The organism is Paracoccus sp. TRP, assembly GCF_000185925.1.
Classification (GTDB): Bacteria; Pseudomonadota; Alphaproteobacteria; order Rhodobacterales; family Rhodobacteraceae; genus Paracoccus; species Paracoccus kondratievae.
Genome location: NZ_AEPN01000006.1, coordinates 42,001 through 65,445 on the forward strand (window position 1 = coordinate 42,001; position 23,445 = coordinate 65,445).

The 23,445-nt window shown below is 63.3% G+C and carries 22 protein-coding genes; 6 read left to right on the forward strand and 16 right to left on the reverse strand.

From position 1 onward, the window contains the following. Positions 1-59: 59 nt before the first annotated feature. Positions 60-2,225, forward strand: coding sequence for an esterase-like activity of phytase family protein (locus PARACOCCUSGL_RS0105425; protein ID WP_010393950.1), 2,166 nt, complete (start codon positions 60-62; stop codon positions 2,223-2,225). Positions 2,226-2,284: 59 nt separating this feature from the next. Here the strand turns inward: PARACOCCUSGL_RS0105425 and PARACOCCUSGL_RS0105430 are convergent, their stop codons facing one another. The 7 genes from PARACOCCUSGL_RS0105430 to paaN form a co-directional block, all read right to left on the reverse strand. After that, positions 2,285-4,225, reverse strand: a complete 1,941-nt coding sequence (locus tag PARACOCCUSGL_RS0105430) for a 3-hydroxyacyl-CoA dehydrogenase NAD-binding domain-containing protein (RefSeq protein ID WP_010393953.1) — start codon at positions 4,223-4,225, stop codon at positions 2,285-2,287. 4 nt (positions 4,226-4,229) lie between these two features. Next, positions 4,230-4,931 (reverse strand): ABC transporter ATP-binding protein, encoded by a 702-nt coding sequence (locus PARACOCCUSGL_RS0105435; RefSeq protein ID WP_010393955.1) that lies wholly within the window; start codon positions 4,929-4,931, stop codon positions 4,230-4,232. Next, a complete protein-coding gene (locus PARACOCCUSGL_RS0105440; protein ID WP_010393957.1) occupies positions 4,918-5,697 on the reverse strand; it encodes an ABC transporter ATP-binding protein in 780 nt (259 codons plus the stop codon). The genes PARACOCCUSGL_RS0105435 and PARACOCCUSGL_RS0105440 overlap by 14 nt, the downstream gene beginning before the upstream one ends. Beyond that, positions 5,694-6,653, reverse strand: coding sequence for a branched-chain amino acid ABC transporter permease (locus tag PARACOCCUSGL_RS0105445; protein WP_010393959.1), 960 nt, complete (start codon positions 6,651-6,653; stop codon positions 5,694-5,696). Before PARACOCCUSGL_RS0105445 ends, PARACOCCUSGL_RS0105440 begins: the two co-directional genes overlap by 4 nt. After that, positions 6,653-7,525: a branched-chain amino acid ABC transporter permease gene (locus PARACOCCUSGL_RS0105450; protein WP_010393960.1), complete on the reverse strand. Its 873-nt coding sequence runs from the start codon at positions 7,523-7,525 to the stop codon at positions 6,653-6,655. Before PARACOCCUSGL_RS0105450 ends, PARACOCCUSGL_RS0105445 begins: the two co-directional genes overlap by 1 nt. A gap of 70 nt (positions 7,526-7,595) precedes the next feature. Beyond that, positions 7,596-8,741 carry an ABC transporter substrate-binding protein gene (locus PARACOCCUSGL_RS0105455; RefSeq protein WP_010393962.1) on the reverse strand — a complete coding sequence of 382 codons (1,146 nt, stop codon included), beginning with the start codon at positions 8,739-8,741 and terminating at the stop codon, positions 7,596-7,598. 48 nt (positions 8,742-8,789) lie between these two features. Then, positions 8,790-10,439 carry a phenylacetic acid degradation protein PaaN gene (gene paaN, locus PARACOCCUSGL_RS0105460; protein WP_010393964.1) on the reverse strand — a complete coding sequence of 550 codons (1,650 nt, stop codon included), beginning with the start codon at positions 10,437-10,439 and terminating at the stop codon, positions 8,790-8,792. Positions 10,440-10,542: 103 nt separating this feature from the next. Here paaN and paaG point away from each other — a divergent pair, with 103 nt between their 5' ends. From paaG to PARACOCCUSGL_RS0105485, 5 genes are all read left to right on the forward strand, one after another. Then, positions 10,543-11,331, forward strand: coding sequence for a 2-(1,2-epoxy-1,2-dihydrophenyl)acetyl-CoA isomerase PaaG (paaG, locus tag PARACOCCUSGL_RS0105465; RefSeq protein WP_010393967.1), 789 nt, complete (start codon positions 10,543-10,545; stop codon positions 11,329-11,331). After that, positions 11,328-11,789: a hydroxyphenylacetyl-CoA thioesterase PaaI gene (gene paaI, locus PARACOCCUSGL_RS0105470; RefSeq protein ID WP_010393970.1), complete on the forward strand. Its 462-nt coding sequence runs from the start codon at positions 11,328-11,330 to the stop codon at positions 11,787-11,789. The genes paaG and paaI overlap by 4 nt, the downstream gene beginning before the upstream one ends. Before the next feature lie 29 nt (positions 11,790-11,818). After that, positions 11,819-13,129, forward strand: a complete 1,311-nt coding sequence (gene paaK, locus PARACOCCUSGL_RS0105475; RefSeq protein WP_010393972.1) for a phenylacetate--CoA ligase PaaK — start codon at positions 11,819-11,821, stop codon at positions 13,127-13,129. Positions 13,130-13,246: 117 nt separating this feature from the next. After that, entirely contained in the window at positions 13,247-13,846 is a 600-nt protein-coding gene (locus PARACOCCUSGL_RS0105480; RefSeq protein ID WP_010393975.1) for a TetR/AcrR family transcriptional regulator, read from the forward strand. A gap of 75 nt (positions 13,847-13,921) precedes the next feature. Next, on the forward strand, positions 13,922-14,410 hold the full coding sequence (locus PARACOCCUSGL_RS0105485; protein WP_010393979.1) for a GNAT family N-acetyltransferase: 489 nt from the start codon (positions 13,922-13,924) through the stop codon (positions 14,408-14,410). Positions 14,411-14,458: 48 nt separating this feature from the next. Here PARACOCCUSGL_RS0105485 and paaZ read toward each other — a convergent pair whose 3' ends face one another. The 9 genes from paaZ to PARACOCCUSGL_RS0105530 form a co-directional block, all read right to left on the reverse strand. After that, complete coding sequence (gene paaZ, locus PARACOCCUSGL_RS0105490) at positions 14,459-16,519, reverse strand: phenylacetic acid degradation bifunctional protein PaaZ (RefSeq protein WP_010393981.1); 2,061 nt, start codon at positions 16,517-16,519, stop codon at positions 14,459-14,461. Positions 16,520-16,594: 75 nt separating this feature from the next. Beyond that, on the reverse strand, positions 16,595-17,347 hold the full coding sequence (locus tag PARACOCCUSGL_RS0105495; RefSeq protein ID WP_010393983.1) for a Phenylacetic acid catabolic protein: 753 nt from the start codon (positions 17,345-17,347) through the stop codon (positions 16,595-16,597). A gap of 22 nt (positions 17,348-17,369) precedes the next feature. Then, complete coding sequence (gene paaE, locus PARACOCCUSGL_RS0105500) at positions 17,370-18,449, reverse strand: 1,2-phenylacetyl-CoA epoxidase subunit PaaE (RefSeq protein WP_010393985.1); 1,080 nt, start codon at positions 18,447-18,449, stop codon at positions 17,370-17,372. A gap of 31 nt (positions 18,450-18,480) precedes the next feature. Beyond that, a complete protein-coding gene (gene paaD, locus PARACOCCUSGL_RS0105505; RefSeq protein WP_010393988.1) occupies positions 18,481-19,002 on the reverse strand; it encodes a 1,2-phenylacetyl-CoA epoxidase subunit PaaD in 522 nt (173 codons plus the stop codon). A 4-nt stretch (positions 19,003-19,006) separates the two neighbouring features. Further along, entirely contained in the window at positions 19,007-19,861 is an 855-nt protein-coding gene (paaC, locus tag PARACOCCUSGL_RS0105510) for a 1,2-phenylacetyl-CoA epoxidase subunit PaaC (protein ID WP_010393992.1), read from the reverse strand. Then, positions 19,861-20,145, reverse strand: a complete 285-nt coding sequence (gene paaB, locus PARACOCCUSGL_RS0105515) for a 1,2-phenylacetyl-CoA epoxidase subunit PaaB (RefSeq protein ID WP_010393994.1) — start codon at positions 20,143-20,145, stop codon at positions 19,861-19,863. Before paaB ends, paaC begins: the two co-directional genes overlap by 1 nt. A 49-nt stretch (positions 20,146-20,194) precedes the next feature. Next, complete coding sequence (paaA, locus tag PARACOCCUSGL_RS0105520) at positions 20,195-21,187, reverse strand: 1,2-phenylacetyl-CoA epoxidase subunit PaaA (protein ID WP_010393996.1); 993 nt, start codon at positions 21,185-21,187, stop codon at positions 20,195-20,197. A 19-nt stretch (positions 21,188-21,206) separates the two neighbouring features. Beyond that, positions 21,207-22,412 carry a 3-oxoadipyl-CoA thiolase gene (pcaF, locus tag PARACOCCUSGL_RS0105525; RefSeq protein WP_010393998.1) on the reverse strand — a complete coding sequence of 402 codons (1,206 nt, stop codon included), beginning with the start codon at positions 22,410-22,412 and terminating at the stop codon, positions 21,207-21,209. A gap of 144 nt (positions 22,413-22,556) precedes the next feature. Further along, a complete protein-coding gene (locus PARACOCCUSGL_RS0105530; protein WP_010394000.1) occupies positions 22,557-23,411 on the reverse strand; it encodes a PaaX family transcriptional regulator C-terminal domain-containing protein in 855 nt (284 codons plus the stop codon). Positions 23,412-23,445 lie beyond the last annotated feature (34 nt).

Below are 23,445 nucleotides of genomic sequence, written 5' to 3' on the forward strand. Positions count from 1 at the left end.
ACCTGATCGTCATGCGGCGACCCTAGTTTGCGCATGATCGCGCAACTTCAGGAATCGCCATGACCGCAACCCGTCTGCTTTCTGCTGTCTCGACACTCGCCCTTCTTGCAGGCCCTGCCCTGTCAGACAGCTTCAACCGCGTCGCATCTTTCCCCGTCACCGCCAATATGGCCGAGGGTGAGGATAAGGCTCGCACCTCTTCGGCCGAGATCATCTCGGCCTCTGCCGATGGCATGACGCTGATCTATACCGACAGCCCCTTGAGCGTGGTCGGGCTGATCGACATTACCGACCCACGCCAACCCAAACCCCTGGGCAATGTGGCGCTGAACGGAGAGCCTACTACCGCCCATATCATCGGCAGCCGTGCGGTCGTCGGGGTGAACACCTCGGAAAGCCGCGCCAACCCCTCGGGCCGGCTGGCGGTGATCGATCTGAAAAGCGCGACCGAGATCGCCTCTTGCGATCTGGGCGGCCAGCCCGATTCAGTTGCTGTCGCGCCGGATGGCAGCTTTCTTGCCGTCGCCATCGAAAATGAGCGGGACGAGGATCTGGGCGAAGGCGGCCTGCCCCAGATGCCTGCCGGTTATCTGGTGAAACTACCCTTGGCGGACGGCAGCCCCGATTGCGCCAGGCTGCAAAAAATCGACCTGACCGGCCTTGCGGACATCGCCCCCGAGGACCCCGAGCCCGAGTTCGTCGACATCAACGAAGCGGGCGAAATTGTGGTAACGTTGCAGGAAAACAACCACATCGCTGTCATCGGGGCCGATGACACGATTGCGCAGCATTTTTCGGCGGGCGAGGTCGTGCTTGAGAATGTCGATACCAGGACGGACGGGCGGCTGAGCTTTAGCGAAAAGACCGAACCGGTCCGTCGTGAACCCGACGGAGCGAAATGGATCGACGCCGATCATTTCGTCACCGCCAATGAGGGCGACTGGAAAGGCGGCTCGCGCGGCTTCACCATCTGGAACAAGGATGGCACGGTGGTCTATGAATCCGGCGCTGCGCTGGAACATGCCATCGCCGAAATCGGCCACTACCCCGAGAAACGTTCGAAATCCAAAGGCGTCGAAATCGAAAGTGTCGAGTTCGCCCGCTTTGGCGACACGCCCTTGTTGTTCGTATTGTCCGAACGCGCCTCGGTCGTTGCAGTCTATGACCTGACCGACCCCGCCGCACCCAAGCTGACCCAGCTTTTACCCTCGGGCATCTCGCCCGAAGGGGCCGTTGCCATCCCTGCGCGCAACCTGTTTGTAACCGCCAATGAGGCCGATCTGGGCGAAGATGGTGCGGCGCGTGCGCATGTGATGATCTATGAACGCAGCGCCGATGAGCCGGCCTATCCTGTGCTGACCTCGGCCGGGACCGAACCTTTGATCGGCTGGGGGGCGCTTGGGGCACTTGCTGCGGCCCCGGGCCGCGAGGACCGGTTGTTTGCCGCCTCGGACAGCGTTTATGCGGCCATGCCGTCGATCTATGAAATCGACATTACCGCGAAACCGGCGCGGATCGTCGCCCAGACGATCATCACCCGCGGCGGCGCTCCGGCGCAAAAGCTTGATATCGAGGGGCTGACCTCGGATGGTGAGGACGGTTTCTGGCTGGCGAACGAAGGGGATGCGAAAAAACTGGTCCCCCATGCCATCCTGCATGTGAATGCAAAGGGCGAGATCACCGAGGAAATCGCCCTGCCCGAAGAGCTGCTGCCCCATCAGACCCGCTTTGGCGCCGAGGGTATCGCAAAGGTCGGCAATACGCTGTGGCTGGCCATGCAGCGCGAATGGGGCGACGACCCGGAGGGCAAGGTCAAGCTGCTGGCCTATGACCTTGAGACCAGGGAATGGGGTGCGGTGCACTACCCGCTTGAGCCCAAAGGTCAGGGCTGGATGGGCCTGTCCGAAATCGCGGTTCGGGACGAGCACGCCTATGTCATCGAACGTGACAACCTGATCGGCGACAAGGCGGTGGTGAAAAAGATCTTCCGTGTCGCGCTGGCCGATCTGCACCCCGCAGCCCTGGAAGGGACACTGCCCACGGTCGCCAAGGAAGAGGTCCGCGACCTTATCCCCGAGATGTTGGCCCTGACCAATGGCTATGTGCTGGACAAAGTCGAAGGTCTGGCCTTCGACGCCAAGGGCAACGCCTGGGTGGTGACGGATAACGACGGCACCGATGACAGCTCGGGCGAGACGCTGTTTTGGAATCTGGGTCAGCTTTAGACCGCAAAAAAGGGGCCGGTCAGCCGGCCCCTGCCCCCAAAAGGACGGGAATGCGCTGTTCAGCCGCGAATGCCGGTTGCGAACATCGGCCCGCCACGCCAACGCGGAAACCCGTAACCATGGATTTCGACCAGATCTATATCCGCCGGCAATTGCGCAATCCCTTCCGTCAGGATCGCCTGCCCCTCGGCCGCCATTTCGGCAACCAGATGCGCGGCAATCGCATTACGTTCCATCGTTGCGACGGGGGCGATCTGACCGGCCAGCAGCTCGGTCACCGTTGACGAGGGCTGCGGCTTGCGATCGCCCGGTACGTAATCGTACCAACCACCACCGGTCTTTTGCCCTTTGCGCCCGGCGCGCACCAGAATATCGCCCAGCGTCTCGGGCACATCCTGTCCCGCCGCGCGGGCACCCTCGCGCTGCAGATAGGCGATGTCGAGCCCGCCCAGATCCTGCGCCTCGAATGGTCCCATGGCGAAACCATATGCGCGCATGGCGGCGTCAATCTCGGCAATGGCGACGCCTTGACGCACCAGCGCCTCGGCCGCCGCGCGATAGCGTTTAAGGATGCGGTTACCGATGAAACCTTCGCAGATCCCGGCCCGGACGGGGATCTTTTTCAACAGCCGGGCAAGGGCAAAGCCGGTGGCAAGCACCTGCTCAGAGGTTTCGGGCACGGGCACGATCTCAAGCAGTTTCATCACATTGGCGGGGCTGAAGAAATGCAGCCCGATGAAACGTTCGGGTCCCGGCACCCCCGCGGCAATCTTGCGCGGGTCAAGGTAAGAGGTATTCGTTGCCAGAACCGCATCCGCCCGGCAGACCCGGCCCAGCTGTTCAAAGACAGCCTGCTTGACGCCGATTTCCTCGAACACCGCCTCGATCACCAGATCGACATCGGCCAATGCAGCATAATCGGTGGTGGCGGTAACGCCAGACACAAGCTCTTCGGCCTGCGCGGTGCCAAGCCTGCCGCGCCGTACCGCACCGTCAAAGATACCGCGAAGATTGGCGATGCCGCGGGCCACCGCATCATCGTCACGCTCGACCAGAACGACCGGCAATCCGGCCTCGCGCAGGGCGGCGGCAATGCCCGCGCCCATGGTACCACCGCCGATCACCGCAGCGCGGCGCAGGGGCAAGGGATCAACCGCACGCAGAGCGGCCGGACGTGGGGCAGTACGTTCGGCGAAAAAGACATGGCGCAGGGCGGCCGCCTGATCTGAACCGCGCAGCTCTAGAAAAGTCGCGCGTTCATACGCCATGGCCTCGGGAAACGGAGCTTCGACAGCTTTGCGCAGACAGTCAAGCGCCCGCAGCGGCGCGGCGGCACCCTTGGCCGCCTTGGCGACCGATTTTTCCTTTTCAGCCCAGAATGCCGCATCAGGCGCGGCAACCGGACGGGCCGAGACCGGTGCAGGCAGGGGGCGCGTCAGGGCCTCGCGCGCAAAGCCGACAGCACCGTCAAGCAGATCGCCTGTGACCACCGCATCAATCAAACCGGAAACGGCCGCCTTTTGCGCGCGCATCGGGCGGCCCGAGGTGACCAGTTCGACGGCAAGCTCGGCCCCGGCAAGGCGCGGTGTGCGAACCGTGCCCGAGGCCCCGGGCACGATGCCCAGCGTCACCTCAGGCAGACCGACCGAGGCGTCAGGCAGCGCGACCCGGAATCGGCAGCCCATCGCCACCTCGAACCCGCCGCCAAGGGCCGAGCCGTGGATCGCCGCAACCCAAGGCTTGGCGGCTCCCTCGATCCGGTCCACCAGATCGGGCAGATGCGGCGGCTGCGGCGGTTTGCCGAATTCGGTCACATCCGCGCCGGCGATAAAGGTGCGACCCGCACAGATCAGCACCACCGCCCGCACCTCCGGATCAGCGTCAAGCGTGCCGACCGCGTCCCACAATCCCTGACGCAAAGCCTGGCTCAACGCATTGACGGGCGGGTTATCCACGGTGACGACGGCGATTTCACCCTGGCGGGCGATGGTTACGGTCATGACTTCAAATCCCCAGATAGGCTTCACGGATGCGCGGATCGGCAATCAGCTCTCCGGCCGGTCCCTGCATGGTGACGCGCCCGGTTTCCATCACATAACCCCGGTCCGCAATCCTAAGCGCACCAAAGGCGTTCTGTTCGACAAGCAGCACGGTCACGCCCAAAGATTTCAGCCCGCGCACCACGTCAAAGATCTGCTGCACGATGATCGGTGCAAGCCCCATCGACGGCTCGTCCAGCAGCAGGCAAGAGGGTCGGCCCATCAGCGCCCGCGCCATTGCCAGCATCTGCTGCTGACCGCCCGACAGCCCCCCGGCAGCAAGGTTGCGCTTTTCCTTAAGGATCGGGAACATCTGGAAGGCATCCTCCATATCCCGTTCAACCCGTTCATCGTTGTAAAGGAACGCACCAAGGCGCAGGTTTTCCTCAACCGTCAGATTGGTAAATATCTGCCGCCCCTCGGGCGACTGAGCCAGTCCGCGTGCCAATCGGCGAAAGGCCGGCACTGTGGTCAGCGGCTCTCCCCGAAAGGTGATCGTACCGGCCGAGACCGGCTGTACACCGGACAGGCAGCGCAAAAGCGTGGTTTTGCCAGCACCATTGGCACCAACCACGGTGACGATCTCGCCCGAATCGACATGCAGGTCGATGCCGTGCAGGACCTCGATGCGGCCATAGCGCGAACGCAAACCCTCAACCGTCAGCATCGGCAGCCTCCTCGGTTCCCAGATAGGCGGCGATCACCGCCGGGTTGCGGCTGACCTCGGCGGGCGCGCCCTCGGCGATCTTTTCGCCATGGTCCAGCACGACGATGTGGTTCGAGATGCGCATGACCATCTTCATGTCATGTTCGACCAGCAGGATGGCGACGCCCGAGGCCGCGACCTCGGCGATCAGATGGTCGATCTCTTCGGTCTCGACCGCGTTGCAGCCCGCCGCCGGCTCATCAAGCAGCAGAACCCGCGGCCGCATTGCCAACGCCCGCGCGATCTCAAGCCGCTTGAGCGAACCGTAAGAAAGGCTTGCCGCCTCGCGGTCCGCCGCACGTTCCAGCCCGACACGAGCCAGCAGCTCGCGCGCGCCTGCCTCGGCCTGCCGGGCCCGACGGCGCGATGACGGCAGGTTGAACAGATCGGCCAGCACCGTTCCGCGCTCTTGCAGATGAAAACCCGCAATGGCGTTTTCCAGCACCGTCATGTTCTGAAAGATCTGAAGGTTCTGAAAGGTGCGCGACATGCCCCGCTGGGCAAGGCGAAACGGCGCCATGCCGGTCACATCCTCGCCCTCAAGCAACACGCGGCCAGCGCCGGGCTGATAGACGCCCGAAATCATGTTGAACAGCGTGGTCTTGCCCGCGCCATTCGGCCCGATGACCGAGACGATCTCCCCCGGCTCGACCCGAAAGCTGACATCATGGACGGCCTTGATGCCGCCAAAAGCGATGCCGAGCCCTTCGACTGACAGCAGCGTCATTCGCCCCTCCCCCTCAGTCTGCGCAGGATCGAGGGCAAAAGCCCTTCGCGCAGAAAGATCATCACCAGCATCATCACAAGGCCCAGAACAAGCTGTTCATATTCGGCCAGCACCGTCAGCGCCTGCGGCAAAAGCGTCAGGATTCCCGCGCCAAAGACCGCGCCAAGAACTGAACCCGCGCCGCCCAGGACAGCCATGGTCACCATCTCGATCGAATGCATGAAGCCCGCGACATCGGGGGTGATGAACTTGTTTTGCAAAGCGACCAGTGAACCCGCGACCGAGGCATAGACCGCCGAAATGACAAAGGCCTGCAACTTGACCCGCGCGACATCGATACCGACGGTGCCCGATGCAACCTCGGAGCCATGAAGCGCACGCAGCGCACGCCCGGTCGGACTTTGATAAAGGTTCAGCGCGATCCATGCGCCAAGAAGCAATACTATACCGCAGAAGAAATACCAGAACTGCCCGTTCGAAAGGTTCAGCCCCCAGTCCTTGAGCACGCCCCTTAGCCCCAGCTCGGGGACGGCGATGCCATCGGGGCCGCCGGTCAGGTCGCGTTCATTGTTCAGGACCATGGACACAAGGATGCCAAAGCCCAGGGTGGCAACGGCAAGGTAATACCCCTTGAGTCGCAGAATCGGACGACCGACCAGATAGGCCAGCACAGCCGAGACCGCGGCCCCCAGCACCATGGCAAGCGCGGGGTGCAGGCCCAGATATTCGGGCGCAAGGGCACAGGCATAGCCGCCGATACCGGCAAACCCGGCATGGCCCAGGCTGATCTGTCCGGCATAGCCGGTCAGGATCACGATGCCCGTCACCGCAAGCCCGTTGACAAAGATCAGCGCCCCGACCCGGTAGTAATAGCCCGAGGGAAAGAAAAAGGGCGTCACCGCGATCAATACGGCAAGCACCAGCAGCGTGGCGGATTTCGCGGTCAGCTTTGGCATCACACCCGCTCCGTAGATCTGCGGCCGAACAGGCCCTGCGGCATAAAGAACAGGACCAGCAGGATGACGACAAAGGCCGCCGCCTCTTTGTAGGTCGAGGACAGATAGCCCGCCGTCAGCGCCTCGATCAGACCGATCAGGAACCCACCCGCCAGCGCGCCCTTGGGGTTGCCCATCCCGCCCAGCATCGCCCCGGCAAAACCCTTGAGCGCAAAGCCGATACCGACGTTATAGGCGGTCAGCGTGATCGGCGTCGCAAGGACCCCGGCCAGCGCCCCGATCCCCGCCGACAGGGCAAAGGACAGGGTCATGACAAAGCTGGTGTTGATCCCGACCAGTTGCGCCGCCAGCCGGTTGTTCGAGGTCGCCAGCACCGCGCGCCCCAGCAAGGTGCGGGTAAAGAACAGCCACAAGCCGACGAATACAACCAGCGCGCCCCCGATAACCCACAGGCTTTGCGGCTGGATCGTCGCGCCGCCAAAGCGCAGCGGCGTATCCCCCGAAAAGGCCGGAAAACTGTGGATCTGCTTGTCAAAGACAAGCTGCGCCGCGCCTTGCAGAAAGACCGAGGCGCCGATGGTGATGATGATCAGCGAAACGACCGGGGCACCCCGGGCCGGCCCGATCGCCAGCTTGTTGATCGCGACCCCCAGCGCGGCGGTGGCAATGATGGCAACCAGCGCCGCCAGCGGCAGGGGCAGCCCGGCGGCATGGGAAAACCATGTAATCATACCGCCCAGCATGACGAATTCGCCTTGCGCAAAATTCACCACATCCGATGCGTTATAGATGATCGTAAAGCCAAGGGCGACCAGCGCGTAGACCGCGCCCACCGTCAGCCCTGAAAACAGGAATTGCAGAAATTCAGACATGCCGTGGCTCTCTCGCTGGCTCTCCCGAGCGGGCGGAAACGGTCCCCGCATAGGCAGGGACCGCGCGGGATCATTCGACCATGGACCAGCTGCCGTCCTTGACCTCAAGCATACGGAAGGCCGACAGGTCGAGGCCAAGGTGATCTTCGGCCGACATGGTATAGATGCCCGTGGTTCCGGCCAGACCCTGGGTCGCCTCAAGCGCGTCACGGATCGCCGCAGGCTCGGACGAACCAGCGCGCGTCACCGCATCAACAAGCAGTGCAAACCCGTCATGGGCATAGCCGCCGAAAGTGCCGACCGGCTCTTTGAACTTGCCTTCATAGGCCGCCTTGTAAGCAGTCACGGCCGGTTTTTGCGGATCGTCATCGGCCAACAGGCCGGCGACCAGCAGCGCCGTACCGGGCAGGCGCACACCCTCGGCGGCCTCCTTGCCGGCCAGTTCGATGAACCCGTCCGAGGCAACACCGTGCGACTGGTAAAGCGGCAGCTCAATACCAAGCTGGCGATAGTTGCGTGTCACGATCGAGGGACCCTGACCAAAGCCCGGGTTCAGCACCGCCTGCACGCCTTCGGTGTTGCGGATCTTGGTCAGCTGCGCCGTCATATCGGCATCCTTGGGATCGTAGGTTTCGTCCGCGGTGATTTCGATGCCAAATTCGCCTGCCACGTCCTTGCATTGCGCCTGCATCGAGGCTCCGAACCCGTCAGTTCCCGAGATCATGCCGATCTTGCTGAAGCCGTTTTTCTGCATGTCCTCAAAAATCTTCTGACAGGCCATGCGGTCGGTATGCGGGGTCTTGAAGGTCCAGGGCTTGACCGGCTGGATGATGTCGATAGCCCCGGCCAGCGAGATAAAGGGAATCTCGGCATCCTCCGCCACCGACAGGATCGACATGGAAGTGCCGGTCGTTGTGCCGCCGATGATGGCCTGCACCTCGTCATCCTCGATCAGCCGGGTCGCAAAGGTGCGCGCCTTGTTGGCATCGCCGCCGTCATCATAAAGCACCAGCTCGATCTCTTCACCGTTGATGCCGCCTTTGGCATTCAGCTCTTCGACCAGCATTTGCAGGGTCTTGGCCTCGGGGTCACCAAGGAACGCGGCGGGACCGGTCGCCGAGACCGAAGCGCCGATCTTGATTTCGGCACTGGCCACCGAGGCGAGGCCAAGCGCGATCAGCGCGGCCGGAACGGTCGTCGTCAGGGTCTTTTCCATATGATGTCTCCTCCCAGAAACCTGTTGGTGGTTCAGCTTGTCAGCAGTTCAGGCCGCCACGGGCCGCCGCCACATGGCGCGACGGAACCGGCTGGCGACAAAGGCAGTGTCAGTCAGGCTGGCGTTCCCCGCCGGGTTGGCCCCGGTGACGTGGAAATCACTGAAGGCGGCCGATTGATTGACATAGATATTGCCGGTCAGGTTAACCGACAGATTGACACCCGCCGCAGCAAAGACCCGGGCGGCACGTTCGATGCGCGCCTCGTCCCGATCATATAGCGCCGCGGTGATCGCGCCTTTGCACCGCGCCAGATCGGTCGCCCGCTCCAGCGCCGTATCGGCATCCCTGACCGCGATGACAAAGGCGATGGGGCCAAAGCATTCCTGTTCGCAGATCGGATCACCGTCACGCAGCGCCAATAGCAGCGGGGTCGCAGTCCGCCCCTGCCCCAGCGGAGCCGAGGCACGCAGCACCCGGCCCAGCCCCCGCACCTGCTCGACCCGCTCCAGCGTCGCAGGGTTGGCAATGGCGCCGCAGATCCCGGCTCCTCGGGCAGGATCGGACAGCAGGTCGTCGATTGCCGCAGCCAGTGCCCGGCCGACCTCATCAAAGCTCTTGTGACCCTGATCGGTGTCTATGCCCCCTTCGGGCACATAGATGTTTTGCGGCGCGGTGCACATCTGCCCCGAATAAAGCGCCAGCGAGAAAGCCAGATTGGCGCAAAGCCCGGCAAAATCATCGGTTCCGGCAATGGTAACGGTGTTGACCCCTGCCTCTTCGGTAAAGATCCGGGCTTGCGTCGCATGGGCGCGCAACCACCCCCCGAAAGCGTTCGAGCCGGTATAGTCGATCAGCCGCACCGCCGGATTCATGGCAAGATCACGCGTGATCTCGGCCCCTGCCTCATCCAAGGCCAGCAGGACCGAATCAGCGGGCAGTCCGGCCTCGGCCAGAACGTCACGCAGAACGCGCACTGTCAGAGCAAGGGGCAGGATCGCCCCCGGATGCGGCTTGACGATGACCGGGTTGCCGGTCGCAAGGCTGGCAAAGATGCCAGCATAGCTGTTCCAAGTCGGGAAGGTGTTGCAACCGATCGCCAAAGACAGCCCCGCCGGCACGATCGACCAGTATTTTTCCAGCACGATCGGCGCGGCTTTGCCCTGCGGCTTTTCCCAACGTGCCTGTGGGGCGAAACGGGTCATCTCATCCCAGGCCATGGCGACAGCCTCAAGCCCGCGATCCTGCGCATGGGGGCCGCCCGCCTGAAAGGCCATGGCGAATGCCTGTCCCGTGGTGTGCATGGTCGCATGGCCCATGAGAAAGCTCATGCGGTTAAGCCGCACCAGCGCCTCAAGGCAAACACCTACCCGGGCTTCGGGTCCAGCCTCGACAAGCGCCCCTTGCGCGCGCCCGGCGGCGGCAATCAACTCTGCTGCATCAGCCGAGGGATAACGAATCCCCAGCGCACCACCATGGGGCGATACCTCTGCTCCGCGCAGCGCCTGATTCGGATGACCCGGCAGATCAAAGGCTTGCCCGCGCAGGGCCTGAAAGGCGGCCTCGCCCTCTTGCCGGGCGGTTTCGCCATAGAACTTGCCGCTTGGAATTTCGGGAAACGGGCTCCAGAATCCGCGATCACGCAGCGCCTGCAACGCAGCATCCAACAGCGGCCGATGACGGTCGAAAAGCTCTGTCACGGTGGTTCCCCCTCACCTGGTGAGATTATCATTGACCGGCCGGTCGGTTTATGCAACAAAAATTTTCAGGGAACCCCGGGACCGGGGCAAGGGAGTTTATCACATGACGGAAACCGTCCTGGCGGCCTTGGCCGACGGCGTGCTGACGCTGACACTCAATCGTCCCGACAAGCTGAATGCCTTTAACGAAGAAATGCACCTGGCCCTGCGTGCCGGGTTCCAGCGAGCCCATGATGACGCGGGTGTCCGCGCCGTCCTGTTGACGGGTGCGGGGCGTGGCTTTTGCGCCGGGCAGGATCTTGGCGACCGCGACCCGCGCAAAGGCGGCCCCGGCCCCGATCTGGGCCACACGCTTGAAACCTTTTACAACCCGACGCTGCGGCTGATCCGGTCCCTGGAAAAGCCGGTAGTCTGCGCGGTAAACGGCGTTGCCGCGGGGGCCGGGGCGAATATCGCCATCGCCTGTGACATCGTTCTGGCGGGGAAATCGGCCCGCTTTATCCAGGCTTTTGCCAGGATCGGTCTGGTGCCCGATGCAGGCGGCTCATGGTCGCTGGCCCGTATCCTGGGTGAACCGCGCGCCAAGGCGCTGGCCCTGACGGCCGAACCTCTGGGTGCCGAAAAGGCTGCCGAATGGGGGCTGATCTGGAAAGCGGTCGAGGATGAGGCGCTGATGGACGAGGCGCTGGCGCTGGCCAGATCGCTGGCTGCCGGGCCGACGCTGGGGTTGGGCCTGACCAAACGGCTGATTCAGGCGGCGGCAGTAAACAGCCTCGATCAGCAGCTTGATCAAGAGCGCGACTGCCAGCGAGAGGCCGGCCGCAGCACTGACTATGCCGAAGGCGTCACCGCCTTTCTTGAAAAGCGCAAACCGGAGTTCAGGGGCCAATGACCGACGCCTCCAAACCCGTCTCGCAGATGACCCCGCAAGAAATCGCCGAGGCCTCGGCCCGTGCGATGTGGAATGACGATTCTGCCAGCCAGCGGCTGGGTATGAGCCTTGACCATATCGCACCGGGCGAAGCGACGCTTTCGATGACCATCACCGAAGCCATGTCGAACGGCCACGGCAATTGCCACGGCGGCTATATGTTCACGCTGGCCGACAGCGCCTTTGCCTTTGCCTGCAACAGCTACAACCAGCTTGTCGTCGCCCAGCACTGTTCGATCACCTATCTCGAACCGGGACGCATCGGCGACCGGCTGACTGCGGTGGCGCGCGAGGTTTCACGCCGCGGCCGCTCAGGCATCTACGATATCCGCATCACCAATCAGGACGGTGTGCATGTGGCCGAGTTCCGCGGCCATTCGCGCACCGTCAAGGGCACCCACCTGCCGGTCGAACCCTGACCGCAACCTAATTCCCGAGGGGAGGAACAATGCAACCACTGGCGCCAGAAAAGAAGGAACTGGACCCGATCGAAACCGCCTCGCGCGATGAGATCGAAGCCCTGCAGTTCCACCGCATGAAGCGGTCGTTGAAACACGCTTTCGAAAACTCGCCTTTCTATCGCAAGCGGTTCATCGAACATGACGCGCATCCCGAGGATCTGAAATCGCTCGCGGATATCGCCAGGTTCCCCTTTACCACCAAACAGGACCTGCGTGACACCTATCCCTTTGGAATGTTCGCGGTTCCGCAGTCCAGGCTGGTGCGTATCCACGGCTCGTCCGGGACTACGGGCAAGCCGACCGTGGTGGGCTATACCCAGGCCGATATCGACCATTGGGCGAATCTGATCGCGCGCTCGATCCGCGCAGCTGGCGGGCGGCGGGGCGATATCCTGCACAACGCCTATGGCTACGGGCTGTTCACCGGTGGCCTTGGTGCGCATTACGGGGCCGAGCGGCTGGGCTGCACCGTCGTCCCGATCTCGGGCGGCATGACCGAGCGGCAGGTGACGCTGATCAACGACTTCCGTCCGCGCATCATCATGGTGACCCCCAGCTACATGCTGTCGATCCTTGATGAATTCCGCCGGCAGGGCCTTGATCCGCGCGAATCCTCGCTTGAGATCGGGATCTTCGGCGCCGAACCCTGGACCAACTCCATGCGGCAAGAGATCGAAGAAGCCTTCGACATGCATGCCGTCGATATCTACGGCCTTTCCGAAGTCATGGGCCCGGGCGTCGCCATGGAGTGCGTCGAGACCAAGGACGGGCTGCATTTCTGGGAAGACCATTTCTACCCCGAGATCATCGACCCCACGACCGGCGAGGTCCTGCCCGATGGTGAGATGGGCGAACTGGTCATCACCACGCTGACCAAGGAAGGTTTGCCGATGGTGCGCTATCGCACCCGCGACCTGACCCGCCTGCTGCCCGGCACGGCGCGCAGTATGCGCCGGATCGAAAAGATCACAGGGCGCAGTGACGACATGATCATCCTGCGCGGCGTTAACGTTTTTCCGACCCAGATCGAGGAACAGATCCTGAAATGCACCGGCCTTGCCCCGCATTTCCAGATCGAGCTCAGCCGTTCGGGCCGGATGGACAGCATGATCGTCCATGTTGAATGCGCCCCCGGCCGCACCGACGATGCGGCCCGTACCCAGTCGGCCAAAGAGCTTGCCCACCACATCAAAAGCGTGGTCGGCGTCTCGACCAGGATCGAGGTTTGCGATCCGGGCAGCGTTGCCCGTTCGGAAGGCAAGGCCAAGCGGGTGGTTGACAACCGCCCCAGGACATGATGCCGCACCGCGTCATCGACATGACATGCGGTAACAAAGCCGCTAAGGCGTCGGGGGGCTAAGGCTCCCCGGTTTTCCCGCCCCAGAAAGCGGGCGGATGAATGACAAGAGGATGGCATGGCGCGGACACGGGCAGCCGATTTCGAGGAAAAGCAGCGCGTTCTTTTGGACAAGGCCGCCGAGGTCTTTGCCGATCTGGGAATGGAAAAAGCGTCGATGGCGCAGATCGCGGCGCATAGCCAGGTCTCCAAGGCCCTGCTTTACCATTACTACCCCAGCAAGGACGCGCTGATCTTCGCCATCATCATCACCCACCTCGAAGAGCTGGATGCCGCCATCGAGGACGCCGACGACGCCGATCTGCCGCCGCGGCAGCGTCTGCGCCAGCTGGTCGGCACTGTCCTTGACCGCTATCGCGGCGCGGATAACCAGCACAAGGTCCAGCTGAACGCGACCTCAGCCCTGCCGGATGAGCAAAAGGCCGAAATCCTCGCGGTTGAACGCCGTATCGTGCGCCGCTTTGCCATGGTCCTGCGCGAAATCAACCCCAGCCTCGACAACCCCGAGCGCCCGTTGCTGACCCCGGTGACCATGTCGCTGTTTGGCATGATGAACTGGGTCTATATGTGGTTCCGCGACGGTGGCCGCATCACGCGCGAGGATTATGCCGACGTCGCCACCACCCTGATCCTTGAAGGCATCAAGGCGGTGAAGTGACAACGGATCGGGTATCCATTTGACCGGATTGGCGCTAGGGTCGCCAGGTCTTCCCGCCGTCCCCAAGCCCAGGCCATGCCTGCATCGACCGCCTCTATCAGCCTTGCCGACAACAGCGATCTGGACTGGCTGATCAGGCAGCACGAGACGATCTATGCCAAGGAATTCGGCTTTGGCCCCAGCTTTCGCGACAGCACCGCGGAAAAAGTCGCAGCTTTTATCAAAAACAGCACCGATTTCAGCCGCATCTGGATTGCCAGGACAGACGGGCAACGTGCTGCCTCGATTGCGATTTCCGAACGCCCCGAACGCTCTGCCTTCCTCAACTTCGTGCTGGTTCTGCCCGCATTCCGCGGCCATGGCCTTGCCCGCAGGATGGTCGCAACCGCCCTTACCCATGCGCGAAATCACGACATGACCGAAGTGCGGCTGGAAACCTATGACTGCCTGCAAGAGGCGCGGCGCCTCTATGCGCAGCTGGGGTTCGAACTGACCGAAGCCACCCCCGGCGTGATAGCCTGTGGTCAGACATTCACGCGCGAATTCTGGGCGCTGAAGCTCTGATATCGGTAAGTGCCGGGCGACCCCAAAGCATCGCCCGGCTCAGTTCTGTTATTCCGCGGCTTCTGGCAGCGGCCATTCCTTGGCCACCATGGTCAGCACGTCATATTGCGCCACGACCTCGTCCTTTTGATTGGTCACGCGGCAATCCCAACGCACCTCGCCATGACCGGCGTTTTCGCGCGGATTGATCTCTTTGCAGGTCAACCGCACCTGCAACGTGTCGCCAAAGTAAACCGGGGTCAGAAAGCGCAGGTTGTCGACGCCGTAATTGGCCAGCACCGGGCCGGGGTTCGGCTCAACAAAAAGACCGGCGGCAAAGCTGGCGATCAGATAGCCATGCGCCACCCGGTCGTCAAAGAACGGGTTCGCCTTGGCCGAGGCCTCGTCCATATGGGCATAGAACGTGTCGCCGGTGAAATGGGCGAAGTGCTCGACATCCTCGCGGGTGATGGTGCGGGTCGCCGTGACCAGCTGGTCACCGATTTGCAGCTCGGCCAGCGATTTGCGGAAAGGATGGACGCCCTGTTGCGCCTCGGCCCCTTCGATCCAGCGCCCGGTCACTGCGGACAAAAGCCGTGGCGTGCCCTGAACGGCGGTGCGCTGCATGTAATGCTTGACGCCGCGAATGCCGCCCATCTCTTCACCGCCGCCAGCGCGGCCCGGGCCGCCATGCACCAGCGGCGCCAGCGGAGAGCCATGCCCGGTCGAGCTTTTGGCCGAAGCGCGGTTGCCGATCAGCACCCGGCCATGGAAGGGAGCGACGCCCAGAACGACCTCTTCGGCGACTTTCGGATCATCGGTAAAGACCGAGGACACCAGCGAGCCGCGGCCCATCTGTGCCAGCACCACCGCCTCGTCCAGATCATCATAGGGCATGACGGTCGAAACCGGGCCGAAAGCCTCGACCTCATGCACCGCTGCGGCCTCAAAGGGTTTCGCGGCATGAAGCAGAACCGGGTTCATAAAGGCCCCCTGCCCCGCGTCCCCCGAGGTCAGGCGTACATCGTCAGGATCGCCCGCGACGATCTCGGCCGCCGCTTGCAGGTCGCGGATGCGGGCGCGGACCTCGTCGCGCTGATCAAGGCTTGCAAGCGCCCCCATACGCGTACCCTCATCGTCCGGCAGGCCGACGGCGGTACCCGCCAGCCGCTCACCCAGGGCGGCGACAAGCGCGTCGATCTGGCCGCGCGGCACGATGACCCGGCGGATGGCGGTGCATTTCTGCCCGGCCTTCACCGTCATCTCACGCGCAACCTCGCGCACGAACAGATCGAACTCGGGCGTGCCAGCCACTGCATCAGGGCCAAGGATCGCGGCGTTCAGACTGTCCGCCTCCATGGTAAAGCGGACAGAGTTGGCGATGACCGCCGGATGGGTCCTGAGCTTGCGCCCCGTCGCCGCCGAGCCGGTAAAGGTCACCGCATCCTGTTCGGTGACATGATCCAAAAGATCCCCGACCGAGCCGCAGATAAGTTGCAGCGCCCCTTCGGGCAGGATGCCGGTCCCGACAATGCGGCGCACCATCAACTCGGTCAGATAGGCGGTCTGCGAGGCAGGTTTGACCACGCAGGGCATCCCCGCCAGCAGCGTCGGCGCAATCTTTTCCAGCATCCCCCAGATCGGAAAGTTGAAGGCGTTGATATGAACCGCCACCCCCTGCAGAGGCGTCAGGATATGCTGGGCGCTGAAGCTTGTGTCGCGCGACAGCGGCTCGACCTCGCCATCAGTCAGAATCCGGGCGTTCGGCAATTCCCGCCGCCCTTTCGAGGCATAGGTCAGCATGGTGCCGATCCCGCCCTCGATATCGACCCAACCATCGGCTCGGGTCGCGCCGGTGTGCAGGCTTTCGGCGTAGAATTCCTCTTTCTGCGCCATCAGCGCCAGACCAAGCGCCTTGAGCATGGAGGCGCGCTCATGAAAGGTCATGGCGCGCAGCTTTGGCCCCGCCGCCTCGCGCCCATGGGCAAGTACGGCGGCGAAATCCAGGCCGGCAGAGTCGATCACGGCAACGGGCTCGCCGGTTGCGGCATCGCGCAGGGTCTGGCCCTGGCCGCTGCCCGGGGTCCAGCGTCCGCAGACATAGCTTTCAAGACGGCGCGGGTTGGTCATGGCGTTTCCTTAAGTCATTCGTCAAAGGGCCAGGGCCGCGCAGTCACCTTGTGGCGGACAGGCGGCCCAGGCCGGTTACAGGCCGAAAGCGGCCAGATGTTCAGAGGCCAGCGCCTCCCATCGCGACAGCAGCGCCGCGTTGGGACTGTGGCGCAGGCCAAAGCGCGCCAAAGTGTCATAGCGGTCCGATTGCGTCAGGCCGAATCCTGCAGCCACCCGGGGCCGCCAATAGGCGACGGCGGCACGCGCTTCGGCGCGCCCCTCTTCGGTCGCGGCAATCTGGGCCAGACCCTCCAGCCCCAGTTCGGCATGACGCGCCTCACGCGGGGCGATTTCGCGAAAGACCTCGGCCAGCGGACCATATGAGACCCGGGTCAGTTCGGTCATCTGCACGCCGGTCGCCAGACCCTGCAGCACATTCATCACCACCGCATCGGTCCAGCCAGTGATCGGATAGTGAAAGACTGACAGCCGCATATCGCCCGGGCGGCGGGCCGCGCCCAGATCGGCCTCGCGCGGGACCCGGGCGGACCAGTCATGGCTGGCCTGATAGCGCGCCATATCGGTACCAAAATCGCCCATCACCCGCAGAACCCGTTCGGCATGATCGGCTTTTTCAAGGGTGATGCGGCTGGCGGCGATGCGCTCTTTGATGCCGGGGGCAAAGTTGATCGCATTGGCAAACCCGGCAGAGGCAGCCAGTTCGCTGTCCACAAAAGACGACATCAGCCGCAAAAGCTCGCCGCGATAACGGGGCGGGACGTTGCCCGGTGCGGTCATGATGCCGCCTTGGGCAAGGTAGTCCTCGATATTCATGGTGTCGGACATTGTTTCCTCCCTGCCCTGCGGATCATTCGTCGTAGCTGACGACGACGCGGTCGCTGATCGGGTGGGCCTGACAGCTAAGGACATAGCCGGCGCGGACCTCGTAATCCTCAAGCGCGTGGTTCACCATCATCTCGACCTCGCCCTCAAGCACTTTGCAGCGGCAGGTCGAACAGACGCCGGCCTTGCAGGAATAGGGCGCGTCCATGTCATTGGCGAGCGCGGCGTCCAGGATCGTCTCGCCCTCGCGCGCGATCTGGAAACTGCGCGTCACCCCGTCGAGCGTCACCGTCCCCGCGACACCGTTGCCATCGGCACCCGAGGCCCCGCGCGACACCACCCGCGCCTTGGCCCGGCCCGGCTGGCTGCTGGCAAAAAGCTCGAACCTGATCTGATCGTCCCGCAGACCATGGTCGCGCAGCGAGGCGGCAACGGTCAGCATCATCCCCTCTGGCCCGCAGATGAACGCGGTGTCCAGCGCCTTGGGGTCGATCCAGTGCCTGAACAGCGCCGCCATCTTTTCGGCATCAATACGACCCGAGAACAGCTCGATCTCTTGCGATTCGGCCTTAAGCACATGCAGCACCGACAACCGGCCCAGATAGAGGTTCTTGAGATCCTCCAGCTCCTCGCGGAACATGATCGAGCTGGCCTGACGGTTGGCATAGATCAGCGTGAACTGCGATTTCGGTTCGCGCGCCAGCACCGTCTTGATGATCGACAGGATCGGCGTGATGCCCGAACCCGCAGCGACGGCGAGGTAGCTGCGCTCGGCCACGGGGTTCAGTTCGGTGTTGAACTTGCCCATCGGCGGCATCGCCTCGATTTCGACGCCGGGGACCAGATTCTCATTCGCCCAGGTGCTGAAGGCGCCGCCTTCGACGCGCTTGATCCCGACCTTCAGGCAGCCGTCGTCAACGCCGGCACAGATCGAATAACTGCGGCGCAGCTCTTCGCCATCAAAATCGCGGCGAAAGGTCAGGTATTGGCCCTGAACAAAACCGAACAGCGCACGATCCTCATCACGTGGCGCCAGGGTGACGACCACCGCGTCGCGCGTTTCGCGGCGCACGTCGGTGACCTTCAGCGGATGGAAGCGTGCCATGGGGGTATCCTTCCTGAAGCGGGGCGCATTCTCAGATGCATTTGAAATAGTCAAAGGGTTCCAGACAGTCCTTGCAGCGATAGCTCGCCTTGCAGGGGGTCGAGCCGAACTGGCTGATCCCTTCAGTATGGGTCGAGCCGCAGCGCGGGCAGGCGATCTTGAGGTTCGTGCCGGTCATCCGGGCGATACGCCCGGCCAGTACCCCATCCGCCGCCGTCCCGTCCACGGGCGGTGCAATGCCATAGGCGCGCAGCTTTTCCCGGCCCTCGGGGCTGATCCAGTCGGTGGTCCAGGGCGGGGTAAGCTGGCGTTCCAGCCGCAGCTTTTCGATGCCGTGGCGGCGCAGCGCGGTTTCGATATCCAGGTTGATGACACTGGTCGCGGGGCAGCCGGAATAGGTCGGCGTGACCCGGACGACCAGCGTATCGCCCTGCCATTCCACGCCGCGGATAATGCCCAGATCAGTCAGGCTGATCACCGGGATTTCCGGGTCGGGCACCTCCGAGAGCCAGCCCCAGACCTCTTCGACGCCGGGTTGGGTCTGCGCGGCCATGGGCTTACCAGCTTGCACCGGGATAGGCGCGCTGCAGGAACTGCATCTCGGACAGGATATAGCCCAGATGCTCGGTGTGGATGCCCTGTTTGCCACCTTTATGCGCGAAACTGCCTTCGGGGATCTGCAAGGTCGCCTCGGTCAGCACGTGCTGTAGCGTCTGATCCCATGCCGCACGCAGGCTGGAGGGATCGGGCGCAATGCCACGCGCCGCCACTTCGGCATCCTTGGCATCACCGATGAACATCTCGCCCGCATAAGACCACAGATCATCAAGCGCCTCTTGCATGCGGCGGTGGCTTTCCTCGGTCCCATCGCCAAGCCGCACGACCAGATCGGAAGAGCGTTCGAGGTGATAGGCCACCTCCTTGCCCGCCTTGGCCGCGATTTCGGCGACACGCGGATCGGACGATGCCGCAAGTGCCTTGAGCAGTTCATGATGCCAGGCGTCGAACAGGAACTGACGCATCAGCGTATGGCCGAAATCGCCGTTCGGACGCTCGCAGATCAGCAGGTTACGAAAATCCCAGGCGTCCCGCAGATAGGCCAGATCGTCAGCCGAGCGGCCCTTGCCCTCGACCTCGCCGGCAAGGCTCAGCCACAGCTGGGTCTGGCCGATCAGGTCCAGCGCCACGTTCGCCAGCGCGATATCCTCTTCCAGCGCCGGAGAGTGGCCGCACCATTCCGAGATGCGGTGGCCAAGGATCAGCGTGCTGTCGCCAAGGCGTAGCAGCATCTCGGAAAAGGCCTCCTGCCCGGCGTCGGGCTGGGGTACCGCAGGATGGGCCGAGGCAGTCTGCGCCGCCTCTCGCGCCAGATCCGCCACATTGGGCGTGGTCATATCGGGCAGCGACGGCATCACATATGCCCCACTTCTTCGGGGATGTCGAAAAAGGTCGGGTGGCGATAGACCTTGCTGTTCGAGGGCTCGAACAGCGGCCCCTTGTCCGAGGGGCTGGAGGCGGTGATCTCGGACGAACGCACCACCCAGATCGAAACCCCCTCGTTGCGGCGGGTATAGACGTCGCGGGCGTTCATGATCGCCATTTCGGCGTCAGGCGCATGCAGACTGCCGACGTGGCGGTGGTTCAGCCCGTGCTGGCCCCGGATGAAGACCTCCCAGAGCGGCCATTCCTTGGACATTGTTCTCTCCCTAAATCTGGCTTGCGCGCATTGCTGGCCAAAGGGCCGGTTACTCGGCGGCGACGGGCGCGCGGCGCGCGGCCTGTTTCTCGGCATGGGCCATCAGCCCCTCGCGGAACCATGCGCCATCCTCCCAGGCCCTGATCCGGGCGCCCAGCCGGTCCTTGTTGCAGGGGCCGTTGCCGGCGATGACCTCAAAAAACTCGGACCAGTCCGGCTCGCTGAAGTCATAGCCGCCCTTGTCCTCGTTCCACTTCAGATCGGGGTCGGGGACGGTCAGGCCCAGATATTCCGCCTGCGGCACGGTCTGATCGACGAATTTCTGCCGCAGTTCGTCATTGGTGTTGATCTTGATCTTCCACGCCATGGACTGGGCCGAATGCACCGAGTCCTTGTCCGAGGGACCAAACATCATCAGCGCCGGATACCAGAAGCGGTTCAGCGCATCCTGCGCCATCCGCTTTTGTTCGGGCGTACCCTGCGCCATCTTCATCATGATGGCGTAGCCCTGGCGCTGGTGAAAGGATTCCTCTTTGCAGATACGGATCATCGCACGGGAATAAGGACCAAAAGAGGTGCGTTGCAGCGGCACCTGGTTCATGATCGCCGCGCCATCAACCAGCCAGCCCACCGCGCCGATATCGGCCCAGGTCAGGGTCGGATAGTTAAAGATCGAGGAGTATTTCATCTTACCGGCGTGCAAAAGCTCCATCAGCTCGTCACGCGACACGCCCAGCGTCTCGGCCGCCGAATAAAGATAAAGCCCGTGCCCGGCCTCGTCCTGCACCTTGGCCAGCAGGATCGCCTTGCGTTCCAGCGTGGGCGCGCGGGTGATCCAGTTCCCTTCGGGCAGCTGGCCGACGATCTCACTATGCGCGTGCTGGCCGATCTGGCGGATCAGGGTCTTGCGATACCCCTCGGGCATCCACTCCTTGGGCTCGATCTTTTCGCCGCGGTCAACGCGGTCCTGAAAGGCGATCTCCTCGGGGGACATCTCCTCGCGGGCTTTCATCCCTTCGGATTTGACAAGCTGGGCATACATGCTGGTTTCTCCCCCTTGGTCACACGCGTTCGATAATGACGGCGATGCCCTGTCCGACACCGATGCACATGGTGCAAAGCGCATAGCGCCCGCCCGTGCGATGCAGATGATACATCGCCGTCGTCACAAGCCGGGCCCCCGACATGCCAAGCGGATGGCCTATCGCGATGGCACCGCCGTTCGGGTTCACATGGGCAGCGTCATCGGGCAGACCAAGATCCCGCAGCGTTGCCAGCGCCTGACTGGCGAAGGCCTCGTTCAATTCTATCACATCCATCTGGTCGATGGTCAGTCCCGCGCGCGCCAGCACCTTTTTCGCTGCCGGAGCTGGTCCGATACCCATGATGCGCGGCTCAACACCTGCAGCCGCCATGGCGACGATGCGCGCCCTGGGCGTCAGCCCATGCCGCTCTGCCGCAGCACCCGACAGGATCGCCAGCGCCGCAGCGCCGTCATTCACGCCCGAGGCATTGCCGGCCGTCACTGTCAGATCAGGTCCGTTGACGCCTTTAAGCCTGGCCAGCGTCTCGGCCGTGGTGCCGGGGCGCGGATGTTCGTCAGTGTCAAAGACGACCGGCTCACCCTTTTTCTGCGGGATAGTGACGGGAATAATCTCATCGCGGAAGGCTCCTGCCTTTTGCGCGGCCTCCCAACGGGCCTGGCTGCGCGCGGCAAAGGCGTCCTGATCCTCGCGGCTGATGCCAAAATCGGCCGCGACATTATCGGCAGTCTGCGGCATCGAGTCGGTGCCAAACTGCGCCTTCATCCTGGGGTTCACAAAGCGCCAGCCGATGGTCGTGTCATAGACCGCATTGCTGCGCGAAAAAGCGGTTTCCGCCTTGGGCATCACAAAGGGGGCGCGGGTCATGCTTTCGACGCCGCCAGCGATGACGAAATCGCAATCGCCCGCCTTGATCGCCCGCGCGGCCATACCGACCGCATCCATCCCCGAGCCGCAAAGCCGGTTCACCGTGGTCGCCGGTACGCCGACGGGCATCCCCGACAGCAGGACCGCCATACGCGCGACGTTGCGGTTATCTTCACCCGCCTGGTTGGCACAGCCAAAGATCAGGTCATCAACCGCCGACCAGTCCACGCCCGGATTGCGCTCCATCAGCGCTTTCAGCGGCAGCGCGGCCAGATCATCAGCCCGAACCGAGGCCAGCGCCCCGCCATAGCGGCCAATCGGCGTGCGCACCGCATCACAGATGAAGGCGTCCTGCATGCTCTCTCCCATTTTCACGAAAGACCGGCGATTCTCCAATTCGCCGACCGATTGGTCAGTTTATACACCCCAAAACATCACAAAGAAAGAGGTTTATTGGAGAATCGTGTAATGTTTCTGGGCGGGAAAAAATATTATTCCGGATCATGCACTTACACCTGACAGGTCGTTAAGACGCGCCTCGGTTTCAGTGGTCTGAGCGGACAGAAAGCCCTCGCTGCCCTCAAAATGGGTGCCGATCCAGCGCTCGGCCGCCGGGGTAAGTTGACGATAAAGGCTGCGAAACAGCGCCCGCGCCTCTTGTCCCTTCCAGTCGGGCGGCAAGGCGGCTTGCGGTAAGCGCGGATCGCGCAACAACACGCCGCGATAGTCATGGACCAACAGCAGTCGCGCGATCAGGGCCATCTCATCCGAAAGCGTTGCGGCAGCCTTGGCCAAGGGCGCGAAACGGGCAAGCAGGTCCCGATAACGCTGATGCAGCGACGAGAGGTCCCAAAAGCGGCCCAGCCCCTCAAGCTCTGACGGATCGGCGGCGCGAAACAGCAGCGCGCCCTCGGGCACCGGCTGGCCGCGGTCGGGACGGACGAACACCGCCCCGCCCATATGGCCCATGCGCTGACGGCGGGCCTCATCCTCGCCCAGATCGGGGGCATAGAGGATCTGCCAGCCCTGCGGCGGCACCTCGGGCCGATAAAGCAGCCCGGCAGCCTGATCAAATTCGCGCTGTGCCGAGGCATCCAGCCGGTAATAGCTGCGCCGTCCCATCCGCTCGCCTCGCAACCGATGGGCGGCGACCAGACGTGAAACAGCGGTGCGCACCAATGATTCGCTGATGCCGACCCGGTCGCAAACCTCGATCAGCGTGCCGGTCCACAGCACACCACCGCGCGGCACCACCACATCGCCATAGACGGTGACGATGAACCCCGCCGAGCGCAGGGCCATCCCCTCAAGAATATTGTCAATCAGCCGCCGTTCGGCCGCCCCGTCCTGCCGCATGTTTCCCCGCTGTCTGCCATTGGCGCCATAGAAG

Bases quoted from the DNA above. Each gene is read 5' to 3' on its own strand.
- PARACOCCUSGL_RS0105435 (WP_010393955.1), bottom strand. From the start codon at position 4,931: ATGCTGACGGTTGAGGGTTTGCGTTCGCGCTATGGCCGCATCGAGGTC.
- paaZ (WP_010393981.1), bottom strand. From the start codon at position 16,519: ATGACCAACCCGCGCCGTCTTGAAAGCTATGTCTGCGGACGCTGGACC.
- paaG (WP_010393967.1), top strand. From the start codon at position 10,543: ATGACGGAAACCGTCCTGGCGGCCTTGGCCGACGGCGTGCTGACGCTG.
- PARACOCCUSGL_RS0105450 (WP_010393960.1), bottom strand. From the start codon at position 7,525: ATGTCTGAATTTCTGCAATTCCTGTTTTCAGGGCTGACGGTGGGCGCG.
- PARACOCCUSGL_RS0105455 (WP_010393962.1), bottom strand. From the start codon at position 8,741: ATGGAAAAGACCCTGACGACGACCGTTCCGGCCGCGCTGATCGCGCTT.
- PARACOCCUSGL_RS0105440 (WP_010393957.1), bottom strand. From the start codon at position 5,697: ATGACGCTGCTGTCAGTCGAAGGGCTCGGCATCGCTTTTGGCGGCATC.
- PARACOCCUSGL_RS0105485 (WP_010393979.1), top strand. From the start codon at position 13,922: ATGCCTGCATCGACCGCCTCTATCAGCCTTGCCGACAACAGCGATCTG.
- paaE (WP_010393985.1), bottom strand. From the start codon at position 18,449: ATGGCACGCTTCCATCCGCTGAAGGTCACCGACGTGCGCCGCGAAACG.
- paaC (WP_010393992.1), bottom strand. From the start codon at position 19,861: ATGCCGTCGCTGCCCGATATGACCACGCCCAATGTGGCGGATCTGGCG.
- PARACOCCUSGL_RS0105445 (WP_010393959.1), bottom strand. From the start codon at position 6,653: ATGCCAAAGCTGACCGCGAAATCCGCCACGCTGCTGGTGCTTGCCGTA.
- PARACOCCUSGL_RS0105530 (WP_010394000.1), bottom strand. From the start codon at position 23,411: ATGCGGCAGGACGGGGCGGCCGAACGGCGGCTGATTGACAATATTCTT.
- PARACOCCUSGL_RS0105495 (WP_010393983.1), bottom strand. From the start codon at position 17,347: ATGTCCGACACCATGAATATCGAGGACTACCTTGCCCAAGGCGGCATC.
- PARACOCCUSGL_RS0105430 (WP_010393953.1), bottom strand. From the start codon at position 4,225: ATGACCGTAACCATCGCCCGCCAGGGTGAAATCGCCGTCGTCACCGTG.
- paaK (WP_010393972.1), top strand. From the start codon at position 11,819: ATGCAACCACTGGCGCCAGAAAAGAAGGAACTGGACCCGATCGAAACC.
- pcaF (WP_010393998.1), bottom strand. From the start codon at position 22,412: ATGCAGGACGCCTTCATCTGTGATGCGGTGCGCACGCCGATTGGCCGC.
- PARACOCCUSGL_RS0105425 (WP_010393950.1), top strand. From the start codon at position 60: ATGACCGCAACCCGTCTGCTTTCTGCTGTCTCGACACTCGCCCTTCTT.
- paaD (WP_010393988.1), bottom strand. From the start codon at position 19,002: ATGGCCGCGCAGACCCAACCCGGCGTCGAAGAGGTCTGGGGCTGGCTC.
- PARACOCCUSGL_RS0105480 (WP_010393975.1), top strand. From the start codon at position 13,247: ATGGCGCGGACACGGGCAGCCGATTTCGAGGAAAAGCAGCGCGTTCTT.
- paaB (WP_010393994.1), bottom strand. From the start codon at position 20,145: ATGTCCAAGGAATGGCCGCTCTGGGAGGTCTTCATCCGGGGCCAGCAC.
- paaA (WP_010393996.1), bottom strand. From the start codon at position 21,187: ATGTATGCCCAGCTTGTCAAATCCGAAGGGATGAAAGCCCGCGAGGAG.
- paaI (WP_010393970.1), top strand. From the start codon at position 11,328: ATGACCGACGCCTCCAAACCCGTCTCGCAGATGACCCCGCAAGAAATC.